9 protein-coding genes and 3 tRNA genes are annotated in these 13,020 nt (G+C 68.3%); 9 read left to right on the forward strand and 3 right to left on the reverse strand.

Features of this window, described 5'->3' with window-relative positions; genetic code table 11:
- The first annotated feature begins 19 nt into the window (after nucleotides 1-19).
- The 6 genes from BLP83_RS02525 to BLP83_RS02550 all read left to right on the forward strand — a co-directional run bounded on the left by BLP83_RS02525 (nucleotide 20) and on the right by BLP83_RS02550 (nucleotide 4,417).
- Nucleotides 20-1,447, forward strand: coding sequence for a thioredoxin-like domain-containing protein (locus tag BLP83_RS02525; protein ID WP_091238410.1), 1,428 nt, complete (start codon nucleotides 20-22; stop codon nucleotides 1,445-1,447).
- Nucleotides 1,448-1,469: 22 nt separating this feature from the next.
- Nucleotides 1,470-3,308: an excinuclease ABC subunit UvrC gene (gene uvrC, locus BLP83_RS02530; protein WP_091238413.1), complete on the forward strand. Its 1,839-nt coding sequence runs from the start codon at nucleotides 1,470-1,472 to the stop codon at nucleotides 3,306-3,308.
- Nucleotides 3,309-3,422: 114 nt separating this feature from the next.
- A complete protein-coding gene (pgsA, locus tag BLP83_RS02535) occupies nucleotides 3,423-4,013 on the forward strand; it encodes a CDP-diacylglycerol--glycerol-3-phosphate 3-phosphatidyltransferase (protein WP_091238419.1) in 591 nt (196 codons plus the stop codon).
- A 37-nt stretch (nucleotides 4,014-4,050) separates the two neighbouring features.
- Nucleotides 4,051-4,126: transfer RNA gene (locus tag BLP83_RS02540), tRNA-Gly, on the forward strand.
- Nucleotides 4,127-4,236: 110 nt separating this feature from the next.
- Nucleotides 4,237-4,310: transfer RNA gene (locus BLP83_RS02545), tRNA-Cys, on the forward strand.
- Nucleotides 4,311-4,341: 31 nt separating this feature from the next.
- Nucleotides 4,342-4,417 (forward strand) — tRNA-Gly (locus BLP83_RS02550).
- A gap of 571 nt (nucleotides 4,418-4,988) precedes the next feature.
- Here BLP83_RS02550 and BLP83_RS02555 read toward each other — a convergent pair.
- A complete protein-coding gene (locus tag BLP83_RS02555) occupies nucleotides 4,989-5,684 on the reverse strand; it encodes a phasin family protein (RefSeq protein ID WP_091238422.1) in 696 nt (231 codons plus the stop codon).
- A gap of 94 nt (nucleotides 5,685-5,778) precedes the next feature.
- Complete coding sequence (locus tag BLP83_RS02560; protein ID WP_091238425.1) at nucleotides 5,779-7,035, reverse strand: patatin-like phospholipase family protein; 1,257 nt, start codon at nucleotides 7,033-7,035, stop codon at nucleotides 5,779-5,781.
- Between the two features lie 102 nt (nucleotides 7,036-7,137).
- Between BLP83_RS02560 and BLP83_RS02565 the strand changes: the two genes are divergently transcribed.
- Nucleotides 7,138-7,884, forward strand: a complete 747-nt coding sequence (locus BLP83_RS02565) for a DUF8198 family protein (RefSeq protein WP_091238428.1) — start codon at nucleotides 7,138-7,140, stop codon at nucleotides 7,882-7,884.
- 55 nt (nucleotides 7,885-7,939) lie between these two features.
- On the opposite strand, the gene BLP83_RS02570 is transcribed toward BLP83_RS02565, so the two are convergent.
- A complete protein-coding gene (locus tag BLP83_RS02570; protein ID WP_176763978.1) occupies nucleotides 7,940-9,544 on the reverse strand; it encodes an alkaline phosphatase D family protein in 1,605 nt (534 codons plus the stop codon).
- Nucleotides 9,545-9,682: 138 nt separating this feature from the next.
- Here BLP83_RS02570 and BLP83_RS02575 point away from each other — a divergent pair, with 138 nt between their 5' ends.
- Together BLP83_RS02575 and BLP83_RS02580 are read left to right on the forward strand one after the other, a co-directional pair.
- On the forward strand, nucleotides 9,683-11,245 hold the full coding sequence (locus BLP83_RS02575) for a WS/DGAT/MGAT family O-acyltransferase (RefSeq protein ID WP_091238435.1): 1,563 nt from the start codon (nucleotides 9,683-9,685) through the stop codon (nucleotides 11,243-11,245).
- Between the two features lie 345 nt (nucleotides 11,246-11,590).
- Complete coding sequence (locus tag BLP83_RS02580; RefSeq protein WP_091238438.1) at nucleotides 11,591-12,946, forward strand: right-handed parallel beta-helix repeat-containing protein; 1,356 nt, start codon at nucleotides 11,591-11,593, stop codon at nucleotides 12,944-12,946.
- The last annotated feature ends 74 nt before the right edge of the window (nucleotides 12,947-13,020 follow it).

The raw sequence follows: 13,020 nt of genomic DNA on the forward strand, positions 1-13,020 counted from the left end.
GCAAATTGAGGATGCATCGATGGTGCCTGGCGCGCGCGCCCCTGAGTTCCACATCGCACTCGAGTGGGTCAATGCACCGCCGCAGCGCTTGGCCGAACTCAAGGGGCGCGCGGTCCTGCTGTATTTCTTCCATGTCGGTTCGGCCTGGTGCCAGAACGGGCTGGAAGACATGCGGCTGCTGCAGAACCAGTTTTCCGACGGGCTCAGCGTGCTCGGCGTGCATTGCCCGAAGTTCGAGGCCGAGCGCGATCCCAAAACCCTGCTGAAGGCCTTGAACCGCCTGTTCGTGCGCTTCCCGGTCGCGCAGGACTCAGACTTCATCAGCTGGCAGCACCATGGCATTGAGGCCTGGCCCACCGCCGTGCTGATCGATACCGGGGGCCGCGTCGTTGAGCGCGTGGTCGGCGAGCCGCTGCGCGAACGCCTGCAGTCGCTGATCGACAGCGTGCTGCAGAAGGCCGGCGAGACCGATTCCCGCGAGTACGAGGCGGCCAGTGCGTTCTCCCGCCCGGAGCCGCGGCTGCCGCTGGCGTTCCCGAGCGGCCTCGCCGCGAGCGAGCGCCATCTCTACGTTGCCGACACGGGCCACAACCGGGTGCTCGAGTGCACGCCGGATGGCCGCATCCTGCGCCAGTTCGGTTCCGGTAGCGCCGGTTTCATCGACGGTGGCAGCGCGGAGGCGAGCTTCCTTGCCCCGCGCGGCCTCGCGCTGTGGAAGGATGCGCTCTACGTGGCTGACACCGGCAACCATGCGGTGCGCCGGATCAGCCTGCTCGACGGCGATGTCGACACGCTTGCCGGCACCGGCCGCGCAGGCCCGAGCCCTGAGCAGGCGCCCGGCGACCCGGCCTCGTGTGCGCTGAATGCGCCGTGGTCGCTGGCGACGGCCTTCGACAAGCTCTACGTGGCAATGGCCGGATGGAACCAGATCTGGGAATACGACCTCGGGCGTCGTCGCCTCCGCCCCCTCGCCGGTTCCGGAGCCCTGGCACTCGGCGACGGCGAACAGCAGGCTGCGCACTTCGCGCAGCCGGCGGGCCTCGCCTTGGCGCAGAACACTCTGTTCGTCGCGGATTCCGCATCCTCTTCGATTCGCGGCATCCAGCTCGCCAGCGGCAAGGTGCAGACCCTCATGGGATCGGGCCTGTACGAGTTCGGTGATGTCGACGGCCCGCTCGGCCAGGCCCGTCTGCAGTACCCGCTGTCGATCGTGCTCGACCCGCGCGCGCCGCAGCTGTGGATCGCGGATACCTACAACAGCGCGCTCAAGCTGCTGACGCCGGCGACCCGGCAGGTCAGCACGCAGAACCTCGGCTATCGCCTGCATCAGCCGGCGGCGCTGGCGGTCAACCGCAGCAGCCTGTTCCTCGCCAACACCGATGCGCATGAGGTGCTGCGCATCGACTTCGACAGCCAGCTGCCGCGTCGCCTGTCGATCGGCGAGTGAGCCCGCGGCGGCGACACGGCACATGAACAACGAGTCGGTCACTGGCTTCGATGGCAAGGAGTTCGCGAGCCGCCTGACGCTGGCCCCGGGCGTCTACCGCATGCTCGCCGCCGACGGCAGCGTGCTGTATGTCGGCAAGGCGGCCAGCTTGCGCAAGCGCGTCGCCAGCTACTTCACCCGCAGCCCGCGCGAGCCGCGCCTGCGGGTGATGATCAGCCAGATCGCGAATATCGAGATCACCGTGACCCGCAGCGAGGGCGAGGCCCTGCTGCTGGAGAATCAACTCATCAAGTCGCTCAAGCCGCGTTACAACATCCTGTTGCGCGACGACAAGAGCTACCCCTACATCCACCTGACCACCGCCGACGAGACTCCTCGAATCCGCTTTCACCGCGGTCCCCGAAGCCAGCCCGGGCGCTACTTCGGGCCGTATCCGGGCGTGACCGCGGTGCGCGAAACCTTGGCTCTGATTCATCGCCTGTTCGGCCTGCGCAGCTGCGAGGACAGCGTGTTCCGCAACCGCACGCGGCCCTGCCTGCAGTACCAGATCCAGCGCTGCAGCGGGCCGTGCGTGGGACTGGTTGAGCCCGATGAGTACGCGGAATCGGTGCGCCGCGCGGCACTCTTGCTGGACGGGCGCAGCGACGATCTCGTCGGTGAACTGGCTGCGGCGATGGACCGTGCCGCCGAAGCACTCGAGTTTGAACGTGCCGCCAAGCTGCGCGACACCGTGGCGGCCGTGCGCAAGGTGCAGGCACGGCAGGTGGTCGACGGCGAACACGCCGAGCTCGACGTGCTGGCCTGCGCGCTGGAGGGCGGCCGCGCTTGCGTGCTGCTGCTGAGCTTCCGCGATGGTCGCAACCTCGGCAGCCGCAGCTTCTTCCCGAAGCTCAACGGCGCCGAGGACGCCGCCGAGGTGCTTGGCGCTTTCCTGACCCAGCACTATCTGGAGCAGAGCCCGCCGAAGGAGATCGTCCTGAGCCACGAGGTGCCCGACCAGGCTCTGATCGAGCGCGTGCTCGGTGAGATCGCCGGTCGCCGGATCGAGCTCAAGCTGCAGGTGCGCACCGATCGCGCGCGCCTGCTGCAGCTGGCCAGGCAGAACGCCGAGCTGGCCCTGCGCAGCGAACTGGCCAGCGCCGCCAGCCAGCGCGCGCGCCTGGACGCGCTGCAGGGGCTGCTGGACCTGCCCGAGCCGCCGCAGCGCATCGAGTGCTTCGACATCAGCCACACCCAGGGCGAGGCCACCGTCGCCAGCTGCGTGGTGTTCGATGCCGACGGACCGGTGCGGGCGCAGTACCGCCGCTACAACATCAGCGACATCACCCCCGGCGACGACTACGCCGCCATGCAGCAAGCGCTCACGCGGCGCTTCAGGCGCGCGGTCGAGGACGGCGTGCTGCCCGACCTGCTGCTGATCGATGGCGGCAAGGGCCAGCTGGAGCAGGCGCTGGGCGTCATGTCCGAACTGGACGTGCAGGGCGTGGCGGTGATCGGCGTGGCCAAGGGCGAGGAGCGCAGGGCCGGGCATGAAGCTCTCGTCTTTCCCGACGGTCGTCTGCTGCGCCCCGGCCCCGACTCGCCCGGCCTGCACCTGATCCAGCAGGTGCGCGATGAGGCCCATCGCTTCGCCATCACCGGCCACCGCGGGCGCCGCGCCAAGGCGCGCGAACGCAGCAGCCTGGACGACATCGAAGGCATCGGCGCCAAGCGACGCGCCGCCCTGCTGCGCCACTTCGGCGGGCTGGCTGGCCTGAAACGCGCCAGCAGTGAAGACATCGCGCGCGTTGAGGGCATCAACGATGCGCTCGCGCAGCGCATCTACGCCGCGCTCCACGGTCTGGAACCCGGCGAAAGCTGAGGCGCAGGCCGCGCGCGCGGAGACGGCGCACCACAAGCGTCGCCCGAGCGGGCAGAATTGACGCTCCGAGCCCAACCGCGCCCTGCGCGGTGCGCCGCGCCGACGGATGCACGCGTGCCCCTGAATCTGCCCAACCTGTTGACTCTGTTCCGCATTGCCCTGATTCCGGTGCTGGTGCTGGTGTTCTACCTGCCTTATGCATGGACCAACCTCGCTGCCGCGCTGGTGTTTGCGGTGGGCGCGATCACCGACTGGGCGGACGGCTATATCGCGCGTCGCTACGGCATGTTCTCGGCCTTCGGCGCCTTCCTCGATCCGGTCGCCGACAAGCTGGCGGTGGCGGTCGCCCTAGTCATCATCGTGCAGGCTCATCCGACCGTGTTCATGGCGCTCATCGCGGCGGTGATCATCGGGCGTGAGATCACCATCTCCGCGCTGCGTGAGTGGATGGCCGAGATCGGCCAGCGCGCGACGGTGCGCGTGGCTGCAATCGGCAAGATCAAGACCATCGTGCAGATGGTGGCCTTGGTGATGCTGCTTTATCGCGAGGACCTGCTGGGCCTGCCTGTGTTCCTGATCGGTGAGGTGCTGCTGGCGGTGGCGGCAGTGTTGACGCTGTGGTCGGGGGTCCAGTACCTGCTGGCCGCGTGGCCGGCGATGCGGGGCGAGGCCGCGATCGAAAAAAAGTCCACCGACGAGGCTTGACACATCATCTCTGATGCCTACAATGGCGGGCTCCAGCGCGGGAATAGCTCAGTTGGTAGAGCACGACCTTGCCAAGGTCGGGGTCGCGAGTTCGAGTCTCGTTTCCCGCTCCAGATCCACGAAACCCCGTGGTGACTTCGGTCCTCCGGGGTTTTGTTTTTAAGCGGAACGGCGAGCCGCTTCAGCGGCATCGGTGTGACGCTGGTGGTAGAGGCACCGCCACGGCCTGGTGGCAGAGTGGTCATGCAGCGGCCTGCAAAGCCGTGTACGCCGGTTCGATTCCGACCCAGGCCTCCATTCTCAGGAATGGGTGAAAAACAAGAGATACGCGGGAATAGCTCAGTTGGTAGAGCACGACCTTGCCAAGGTCGGGGTCGCGAGTTCGAGTCTCGTTTCCCGCTCCATTGAAAGCCCCGGGCGCAAGCCCGGGGCTTTTTGTTTGGATGATTGCGCCTTCGCGGGGACGCGCGTTCCTGCCTGCAGACGCAGGCGGGCGCTTGGCGGCGCCGGCAAGGCATGTGCTGGCTGAACTCGCTGTGGCTCCTGTCCTTCCTGCACTTGGTGCCGGGTCGGTGCAAGGGCTGGCGGCGACGCCCCCAACGCGGTGGTGCGGCGTGTGGCGTGCGCGATGATGCGCTTGACCGCTGCTTCCGGCGCCGTCCAGTCCCGTTCCGGCGGGCCCGCCCGGCGGCCCGCCACCCGCCGAGTATCCCGGAGGGCGGGGAACTGCGATGAATCAGAGCGTGCCGAGCTGGGAGCCCTTGCAGCATGGCCAGCCGCTTGCGCTGGAGCCCTTGCCTGCACCGGGTGCCACCCCTGGTCTGCAGCGTCCGCCTGACCGGCAAAAAAAAGCCCGCCGGCCCGGTGGCAGCAGGGGAGGGATCTGCGGCAACACCTGAATGGGCGGCGGGTTCTACCAAGCGCCCGCCGGCAAGCCGGCAGGCGCGCGTCCTCGGCGGACGCAAGCGGAAGTGCTTACTCGCTGGCGGGCGCGGACTCGGTGGGTTCACCCTTGGTCGCCACCTTCGCCTTGGACGCCTTGGCAGCCTTCACGGCCTTCTTGGCTGGGGATTTGGCGGCCGGCTTGGCGGCGGCAGGCCTTGCGGATTTCGATCCCGCCTTGGTGACGGTCACGTCGGCCTTTGCGCTCTTGGCGGCGGGCTTGCGCGCAGCGGGTTTGCTCTCAACGCCAAGCTTCTTGAGCTCAGCGGTCAGCGCGTCGACGCGCTTGGCCAGGTGGCCGAGATCCTCATGGCCCGGCACGCCGAGGCGGTTCAACGCGCGCTGCACGCGTTCCTCGAAGATCTTCTCGAGCTTGTCCCAGGTGTCGGTGGCGCGGTCACGCACCTGCTCGACGCGGTTTTCGACGGCGTCGCGGACGGCGTCGACGCGGCCGGTGGCGAGTTTGCGGGTCTTCTGTTCGATGCTGGAACCTTCCTTGACGAGGTTCTCGAACAAGCGCGAGCCTTCTTCCTGCGCGCGATTGAAGGCGCCCATGCCGGCCAGCCAGATGCCCTGAGCGGATTCCATGATCGAGCGCGACAGCGTCTCGGCCTTGCCACCAAGTGCAGCCACCGGGGACTTGGCGGCAGTCTTCTTCGCGGCCGGCTTGCTGGCCTTGGCGGTCTTGGCGGGGGCCTGGGCGGCCGCGGCTTTCTTGAACTTGGCCATGTGCAGTTCCTCGGTGGGAATAGGGGCGAACGTCCGGCATGCTGCCGGCGCCACCTAGAATAATCACACTATGCGGCGACTGTGCCGGCGCCCTTCAGCGCGGTTTGCGGCTGGGCTTGCGTTCGACGCGTTGCTCGATCAGTTCCTGCACTTCGTCCAGCGCCCGCGACAAGCGAGCGGTGGTCGCGGTGTGCGGCCGATAGGCGCGCCGCACCCCCTCCATCAGGGACGGCGCGCTGGTGTCCAGCAGGTCCTCGCGCAGGCCCAGACCAAGACGGGCAAGCAGGGGCCGCAGACGATCGCGATGGAGGCCCAAGTCGCGCAGAGTGGCGCGGTAGGCATGCTCGCAGACGCGCTGCCGCGAGGCGTAGCTGAAGGCGTTGGTGAAGAACACCTCGGCATCGTCGTGGTTGGGCTCGAAGATCAGCTGGTCGCTGTGCGCGTACTGCTGCGCGTACTTGGCCAGACCCACTTGCATGCGCGACTGCAGCAGGGTTCGGAAGGTCTGCGACAGCACCATCGGCAGCCCGCCTTCGGTGACCGAGGACAGGCGCTCGCCGTCCGCGCCGTGGGCGCTGTGGCCGTCGTAGGGCACCAGCGGGTTCAGGCCGATCAGCAGATCGATGTCCTCATCGAGCGCCACCGAGCCATGCATGGTGCGGCGCAGTGCGCCGTCCACCAGGTGTCGGCCGTGCAGCTTCACCGGAGGGTAGAGCCCCGGCAACGCGGCGCTGGCCTGCACGGCCACGGAGATCGGTACGTCGTCCCAGCCGCTGCTGCCGAAGCGCACGGTCTCGCCACTGTCGAGGTCGACCGCGATCACCCGCAGCTTGCGCTTGAGTTCGCGGAAGTCATTGCTGCGGCCGCGCCGGGTGAAGGCATCACGCAAGAAGTGTTCGATGCCGCTGTTGTCGAACAGTCCGTTGGGAATCAGCCCGCCGAAGCGGCCCAGCAGATCGCCCACGCCGACCTCACCCGGATGGGCCAGCGCATTGCGCCAGAAATCCAGCAGCAGACGCGGCAGCCCGATCACCCGTCGGGCGTATTCGAAGACCGCCGGGCGCAGGAAGGTCTCCGGGCGGAAACGCACGTCACCGCTGTCGCCGGTCAGGAAGATCCGGCACATCGTGGCGGTGTCCATGCGGTTGGCCAGCGAAGCCGCGAGAAAGGCGCCGGAGCTGACGCCGACGTAGATTTCCAGTCGCGTCAGGTCGAGGCCCTCGATCGCTTCGTCGAGGGCGCGCAGGGCGCCGAGTTCGTACATCCCCCCGATGGGGCCGCCGCCAGCGACGGCCAGGCCGATGCGGGGCTTGCGACGACGCGGGGCGCTGGCGGTCTGGATCGAGAGCATGCGCTAGGGTATGCAGGAGTCGAGCCAGCGAGTGTAACGCTGGCGTCGGCCTGCGCCCCGCATCCCAGGGACGCGCCCTTCGCCGCCTGCGACCAAGGTCGAATGCACGCCCATCACCCCACTGCCCGTCGCCTGTCGCGCCTCATTGCCGCCAATCAGCGCCTGCGTGACGCTGGGGCAGAGCCACGCAACCGCTCGCCATGGCTGCCCGCGCTGCAGCGCTGGCAGGCGCAGCGGCTGCAGCGCAGCTTCGGGAGCTTCCTGAAGCGCGGCGACACACGCCCTGCCGCCGAGTTCTTCCTGACCGATCTCTACGGCGACCATGATGTCAGCGGCCGCGACGCCGGCGTGGCGCGCATCGTGCCCCGGCTGATCCGCCTGCTGCCCGAGGATTTCCTGCGTACTGCCGCCGACGCCATCGAGCTGGGCGCGCTCAGCCACGCCTTCGACCTGCGGATGGTCGATCGGCTCGTCCTCCGGCACGGCCCGCACCCGACCGGGCTCGATGAGGCGCGATACGCACAGGCCTACCGGGACTGCGGACTGCCGCGTCTGCGCGCGCGCCAGATCGATCTGATTGTCGAGGTCGGGCAGTCGCTGGATGAGGCCGTGCGGCATCCGATGCTCGGGCGCGTGCTCAAGCTCTCGCGTCTGCCGGCGCGCGCCGCCGGTCTATGGGAGCTGCAGCGGTTCCTGGAGCGCGGATTTGCAGCCTTCGCCGAGCTGGGCGGTGCGGACGCGTTCCTCGGCACCATCGAGCGGCAGGAGCGCGAGGTCAGCCGCCGGCTGTTTGCAGGCCACGCGCGGCCCTTCGCCCTGGCTGGCGGGGCGAACGGGCAAGGCGGCTGATTGCCGCGCCGCCCCTCAGCTGTTTCAGCGGTCGGCCGCTTCGAAGAGCCGCCGATCAGGCGGGCCGGATCCCGCGCACGCCGTCCTCGACCACGTAGCGCCCGACGGTGCGCACCGCGCTCTGGCGCTGCTTGACCGTCTCAGGGGAGCGCAGCAGCACCTCGGCATCGCGGCCGATCTCGACCAGAACGTAGCCGCGCTCGTCGCTGTTCAGGTGCAGCAGCTGCGGGTTGTCGGCGCGCAGCGCCTCGTACGCGGACTGCGGCCAGCCCTGCGAGGACATCGAGGTGCCGCAGACCTCCGCGGCGAAGGTATGCGCCTCGCCCCAGGGATCGGCCTGCACGTTGGCGACCACGTTGGCGTGGAGGTCGCCGCCGATCACCATCGGGTTCGACAGCCCCGGTCGCGCCAGCGCCTCAATCAAGGCGCGCTGGCTGTGCGGATAGCCGTCCCAGCCATCGGTCCAGACGGTACGTCCGGCACCGGCCCGGTTGTCCATGGGAGTCAGCAGGGTCTGCTGGGCGATCAGGTTCCAGCGTGCGTCGGAAGACTCCAACTCGCGGAGCAGCCAGGCCTCCTGCTCGCGGCCCAGCATCGTCCGCTGCGGATCCTCGAGTGCCGCGCAGGTCGCCGCATCAAGCGTGACCGAGCCGCCGCGCTTGACGGGATCCGGGCAGGCCATGGCGCTGCGGTACTGGCGGTCGTCGAGCACGAAGAAGCGCGCGAGTCGGCCATAGTCGACCCGAGTGTGGATCGGCATGGACCCATCGAGGCGCGGTCGCATGCGGCGCGGCAGCGGCATGTGCTCGTAGTAGGCCTGGTAGGCGGCGGCGCGGCGCAGCAGGAAGCGCGGGTCGGCGTGTTCGCTCTCGTCCGCGGCGGGGTCGTTGTCGACCTCGTGGTCGTCCCAGGTCAGCAACCAGGGCAGGGCGGCGTGGGCGTCCTGCAGGTCGGGGTCGGTCTTGTACTGGGCATGGCGCACGCGGTACTCGTCGAGCGTGTAGGGCTCGCCGCCCATGTGCCGGCGCACCAGATCGTCGCCCCAGCTGTTTTCGTAGATGTAGTCACCCAGGAACACCATCAGATCCGGCGAATCGCGCAGCAGCTGGGCGTAGCCGTTGAAGTGACCCTGCTCGTAGTGCTGGCAGGACGAGAACGCGAACTTCAGCGCCCGCGGCATCGCATCCAGGGCCGGTGCAGTGCGCGTGCGGCCGCTGCGGCTGACGGCGTGACCGGCGATGAAGCGATAGAAGTAGACGCGATCCGGGCGCAGGCCGCTGACATCCACGTGCACGCTGTAGGCCAGCTCATGCACGGCGCGCACGCGACCTTCGGCCACGACCTTGCCGAAGGCTTCGTCCTCGGCGACCTGCCACTGCACCGAGACCAATGCATCGCGCTCGATGCCGCCATCGGCCTGCAGCGGTGCCGGCGCCAGCCGCGTCCACAGGCTGAAGCCCTCGGGTGTCGGATAGCCGGAGGCGACGCCCAGTTGGAAGGGATCGGCCACAAAGCGCGGCCCCTGCTGGGCGCGCGTCTCACCTGATCCGAGCAGGCCAAGCAGGCCGAGCCCGGCTGCAGCGGAGAGTAGATCGCGACGGCTCAAGCGGCCGGAGCGCAGCAGGGCGTCGAGTCGGGCGGAGCGGTTCGAATGGGGCATGGCGGGCAGTAGGGGGGCGGCGGGCGAGCGGTCTAGCCTGCCAAAGCGCGATGACGGGGGATAGCGTCGGAGGACGCGGCTCGCATTGACGCTCGCTTGAGTGATCTGCACCATCGCCCGACGGGAAGGGAGAGGCAGATGCCGAACACAGCTGCGAAGACAGCGCGCGGTGCACCCAAGCGCGAGGCCATGTCGAAGGTCGACACCGCCTGGCTGCGCATGGAGCGGCCGACCAATCTGATGATGATCACCGGCGTGCTGATGTTCTCCGAGCCTCTCGAGCTGTCGGCGCTGAAGAAGCTCATCAGCGAACGCTTCCTGGCTTTCCCGCGGTTCCGCCAGAAGGCGGTGGATGCCGCCACCGGTGCCCACTGGGAGGATGACGAGGACTTCGACCTGGACTGGCATGTGCGTCTGACCGCATTGCCGGGTCGCGCCGACAAGGCTGCACTTGAGAACCTGGTCAGCCTGCTGGCCTCGACGGGCCTCGACCACTCCAAGCCGCTTTGGCAGTTCCATCTCGTTGAACCCTACAACGGCGGCAGCGCGCTGATCTCGCGCATTCACCATTGCTATGCCGATGGCATCGCGCTGGTGCAGGTGCTGCTCTCGCTGACCGACGTCAGCCGCGAACCCAAGCCGGGCGCCGATCTGCCGCGGGCCTGGCTGAAGGACGACGGCCACAAGGTCACCAAACGCTTCTTCGACCCGGCCTTCCAGCAGTTCGACCGCGCCATGAAGATGGGCGGCAAGGTGATGGAGAAGAGCCTGGAGATGTACCGCGATCCGGGTCTGGCCGCGGTGCTGGCCAAGGAGGGCGGCGAGATCGCCCGTGAGCTTGGCCATGTGCTGATGCTGCCCGACGACCCCGAGACGCCGCTCAAGGCCGGGCTCGGCGTGAGCAAGCGCTGCGCCTGGGCCGAGCCGCTGCCGCTGCAGGAGGTCAAGACCATTGCCCGCGCGCTGGACTGCACGGTCAATGACGTGCTGCTGGCGGCCGTCGCCGGCGCGCTGCGCGCCTATCTGCTGGAGAGCGGCTTCGACCCCAATGGCTGCGGCATCCGCGCCACTGTGCCGGTCAACCTGCGGCCGCTGGAGCACGCCAAGAAGCTCGGCAACCACTTCGGCCTGGTCTTCCTCGACCTGCCGATCCACGAATCGAACCCGCTGCGCCGCCTGCAGCATGTCGCCGACAACATGCGTGAGATCAAGTCCTCGCGGCAGGCGATCATGACCTTCGGCGTGCTCGCCGCGCTGGGCATGGCACCACCCGCCGTGCAGAAGCTCGCGCTTGAGTTGTTCAGCAAGAAGGGAACGGCGGTGGCCACCAATGTGCCGGGTCCGCAGATGCCGCTGTATCTCGCCGGTTCGGAAGTCAGCGATCTGATGTTCTGGGTGCCGCAGACCGGCAGCATCGGCGTCGGCATCAGCATCCTGAGCTACAACGACCGCGTGCACTTCGGCCTGATCAGCGACGCCAAGTGCATCGCCCGCCCGCAGGAAGTCATCGACCGCTTCGCGCCGGAGTTCGAGAAGATGCTGCTGGCGACACTGCTGGAGGACTGGACTGCGCCGATCCGTCCGGAAGATGCGGAAGACACCCTGCGCCGCTGCCTGCAGTCACCCGAAAGCTTCACCCGCGCGGCCCCGGCCAAGGCCCGCAAGACGCCGCGCCGCAGAAAGAAGCTCGCGGGCGCCTGAGCGAGTTCGCGGGAAGTCCACTCATAGGGTGGGCCCCGGCCGAGGGTGAGCCATGCCTTCGCCGCGGACATCGGGCGCGAAACGTCGTTCGACGCGCTGTGAGGCACATCGAGCGTGCATAGGGTGGGCCCTGGCCCACCATGAGCCACACGCTCGCTTCAGTTACGATTGTCTTGGGCGCGGCACCTCTCGTGCCTGTCCAAGCTGCGGCAACGTCGACCTCCTGGTGGGCCAGTGCGCGCCCCATGAAGCGCGAATGCCTCTCTCCGGCGCGGGCGAACGTTCTGGAATATGCGAGTTCAGCGAGCGACACTGTGCAACTCGACATTCCGTGAGGTCGTCCCCATGTCGTTCGCCATCCGCTGCCTGATGCCGTTTCTGCTGGCCTGCGCCAGCGCCCACGCCGCCACCTACCAGGTCGGCCCTGGACGACAGTGGACCCAGCTGCAGCCGCTGTTCGACGCCGTCGACCTGCAGCCCGGCGATATCGTCGAAGTCGATGGCGGAGTGACCTACCCGGGCAACGTGATTCTGCGCGAAGCCGATGGCGGCGCGCCCGGCAATCCGGTCACGCTGCGCGGTCTCCGGGTCGGCGGACAGCGGCCGATCCTGCAGGGCGGCACCAACACCATCGAATTCCGGCTCGCCAACCACGTGGTCTTCGAAGGTTTCGAGGTGGTGGGCTCGGTCGCCGACAACACCTTCCGCTGCATCTACCACCACAGCCACGACGTGTTGATCCGCGACGTGCTGGTGCGCGACTGCCCGCGCCACGGCATCCTCGGCGCGGACAACGATTCCGGCTCGCTCACCATCGAGTTCAGCGAGATCCGCAACGCTGGCTCCAATCAGTTCAACCACGCCATCTACATGGCCACCGACGAGCTGCGCTATCCGGGCAGCGTGTTCCGTCTGCGCCACAGCGTGGTCCGCGACAGCCGCTTCGGTGACTCGGGCGAGGGCGGCAATCTCATCAAGAGCCGCGCCGAGCGCAACGAGATCCACTACAACTGGCTGGAGGGCGCGTGGTTCCACGCGCTGGAGTTGATCGGCCCGGATCCGGCGGGCGGCGTGCCTGCAAACGCGGCGCGCGAGGACTCGGACATCGTCGGCAACGTGGTCCTGCATGACGGAGCCTTTGGGGCGATTTTCCGTTTCGGCGGCGATGGCACCGGCGCCAGCAACGGCCGCTACCGCTTCGTCAACAACACGGTCATCCGCCGCGGCGGCAGCAACGACACGCCGACGCTGTTCCGTCTGTTCGACGGCATCGAGTCGGTGGAGATGCACAACAACGTGTTCCTGCGCGAGGGGGCATCTGCTTTTCGAATCATCCGCGAGGTCGAAGCCGCGTGGGTCGGCGGCGTCTCGCGCATCCGCGGCAGCCGCAACTGGTTCGACGCGGGTTCCACCTTCGTGCCCACCGGCTGGGTCGACAGCCTGACCGGCTCGGATCCCGGCTTTGTCAACGCTGCGGGCAACGACTTCCGCCCGGCGCCGGGTTCGCCCCTGCTGGATGCTGCGGGCGCAGCGATGACCGCGAATGGCTACGAGATCAGCGCGCCGCTGTTCCCACCGGGGTTCCATCCGGCGGCGGCCGTGCAGGCGGCCCTTGCCAGGCCGATCAGCGGTGCGCTGGACATCGGCGCCTACGAGCGTCCGATCGATGGCTTCCTGTTCGCCAACGGTTTTGAGGGCTGAGAGCGGGAACGGCCCCAGGCCCGAGGGACGTGCGGCCGGCATCTCCGGGCCTTGCTCGGCGCGGGTGGCCGGGC

The sequence above is a fragment of the Aquimonas voraii genome (genome assembly GCF_900101825.1).
Classification (GTDB): domain Bacteria; phylum Pseudomonadota; class Gammaproteobacteria; order Xanthomonadales; family Xanthomonadaceae; genus Aquimonas; species Aquimonas voraii.